A 2,145-nucleotide genomic window follows, 5' to 3' on the forward strand; every position below is an offset into this window, starting at 1 on the left:
CTGGAGTGCCGGCTTTAGCCGGCTAAAGCCGGCACTCCAACGCCAAACCATAGACTTTTCAGACAGCCTCTAAGGGCAATTGGTATAACTAGTACTACACAGCACCAAGCCGCAGCGGTGGCAACAAAAGCCGCCCCTGGGGAAAATGGGCTTGGAGCAGATAGTGGCCTGCCGGAAGGCGGGTAAAGGTAAAGAAGCCCTCTGCATCGGTAAAGCGGGGCCGTGGGCGAACCTGATCGCCGCGCAGGGTCACGCGCACAGCAGCGGCGGGCTGATCATGTTGAGTGACATAACCCTCGATCTGCCAATGGTCGCCACGCGGGGGGGGGACACGAACAACAACCTGGGCATGCAACTCACCCGCAACGAACGATTGGTCGTCGCTTGCAGAGGGTAGCGAACGCAGACCGGGGGCAAGGGCTTGGGGCAGGGCGAGAATATTGGGCAAGCGCAGACGTTGAGACTGCGGCGCTGCTTGGAGTGCCAAAAGCGTAGTAAAATCCTCGCGCCCCTGGGGGCTCGCACGGACATAGGCCATAACGCGCAACTGCTGCTGCGGGGAAGCCTGACCCGTTGCGACATCCACCAAATCCTGGGGGTCGGGGAGATTCAACCCACCAAAGAAACCCTGCAACGTTTGCATCTGACGGTGCAGCGCAGCCAACTCCTGGCGCAGCGCAGGCGACGCAGCGAGCGCCTCAGCCACATGGGGCACATCTTCGCCATCGAGGTAGGCTTGGAGTTCACCGGGTTGGATAGGATTGATATTCATATTACGATTGTAGATTGTAGATTGCAGATTGTAGATTGCAGATGGCAGATTGCCGAACATGGTGTCCCAATGGGCTTTCGCGTTGTTGATCATGCGGCATGTTCAAAGGTAGTTGGTATACAACCCATGCTTGGGTTGCGCCCTCCACCATCTGTATGCGTTCGATGTGGCGGCGAAGCCGCCTACATGGAGATAAACCCAACCTAGAGATCATCTCCACCATCAGATTCTAGCATTTCCCGAATTTCAGGGATAGCGGCTAGGCGTTTAGGGCACGCCTCAACCACACGACTCACACGTTGCTTCGTGAGGTCGGGAAACTGTTGAGCCAAAGCCGCCGCAATAGTGGCGCTATCTTCACCCAGGACAAAGCGGCGATAGAAGACGGCGCGATGGAGCGCATCGGGCAGCAGGGCGAGGCAGCGTTCATAGAGGGCATAGCGCAGCAGTTCACCAACGAACGAAGATGGATCGAGTGGTTCAGCGACATAAGCAAGCGAAGCATAGTGACGCTCACGTTGCAGATGTTGGCAGACATGCACTACCGTGGTCCGCACATAGTTACGATAGGCGGCAAAGGAAGCAGCTTGGAAGGGTATGGTTGCATGCTGGAACCTACGCCAAAGGCGCAAAGCAGCCTCTTGTTGCAGATCATCAAGAATTAGGCGACAAGCCGCTGGGGAATAGGTCCGGACGAGAGGAATCGTAAGCGACCAGAGGTAATCGAAGGCATACGCATCTTGGGCGGCAGCGCGGCGCAAAATCTCCTCGCAACTGCTACTATCCTGATGCTGATCGCGCGAGCGGCGAAAGGTGGCCAATTGGGCCTCACAGCGGGCCTGAAGCATCTCAAGGGGCAAACTCCCAAGATCTGCTTGGTCGGCATGGGGCATGGGGGGGCACCTCGCAAGCGGAATGGGCCTATGGTTAAAGGACGGTTATTGTACCATAGGTTGCTTGCTGCGAGGCGCAAGTGATGCTTAGGACAATTACTTAACGTGGAGGCTTACGCAGGAAGAGCCAGAGGCCAACCGCGCCGCCCATGGTAAGGGTGAGCAGCATGACGCCAATGGCCATGAATAAAGCCATTGGATTCGTGTTGGGCGCTGGTGCTGGGCTGGGCGCATTGGCGCTGGTGCCACCCGCAATCGTGGCTGGGGTTGGGCTGCTGCTTGCCGCTTCATCTGGGGTTGGCGTGGCGGTTGGGGTGAGCGCCGCGAGCTGCTCAGGCGTCAGGGGCCGCCAGGCCGGATGCTGGCCAATGTTGCTGATACGTTGCGGATCGCCCGCTGCCACATTGATCAGCCAGAGGCCGTCGGGATGCATGCCCGGACCAAAGTGTACCTGCTCCGTGTCTTGGGCTACCACCAGCC

The 2,145-nt window shown here is 58.3% G+C and carries 2 protein-coding genes and 1 pseudogene; all 3 read right to left on the reverse strand.

The features are described 5' to 3' along the window. Positions 1-94: 94 nt before the first annotated feature. Positions 95-865 carry a carboxypeptidase-like regulatory domain-containing protein gene (locus CJ255_RS21755; RefSeq protein WP_097646168.1) on the reverse strand — a complete coding sequence of 257 codons (771 nt, stop codon included), beginning with the start codon at positions 863-865 and terminating at the stop codon, positions 95-97. Positions 866-975: 110 nt separating this feature from the next. Further along, positions 976-1,665: an RNA polymerase sigma factor gene (locus tag CJ255_RS21760; protein WP_097646169.1), complete on the reverse strand. Its 690-nt coding sequence runs from the start codon at positions 1,663-1,665 to the stop codon at positions 976-978. A 100-nt stretch (positions 1,666-1,765) separates the two neighbouring features. Beyond that, positions 1,766-2,145, reverse strand: a pseudogene (locus CJ255_RS23890) (hypothetical protein); the annotation flags it as partial.

This window comes from Candidatus Viridilinea mediisalina, from assembly GCF_002532535.1.
GTDB classification, from domain to species: Bacteria; Chloroflexota; Chloroflexia; order Chloroflexales; family Chloroflexaceae; genus Viridilinea; species Viridilinea mediisalina.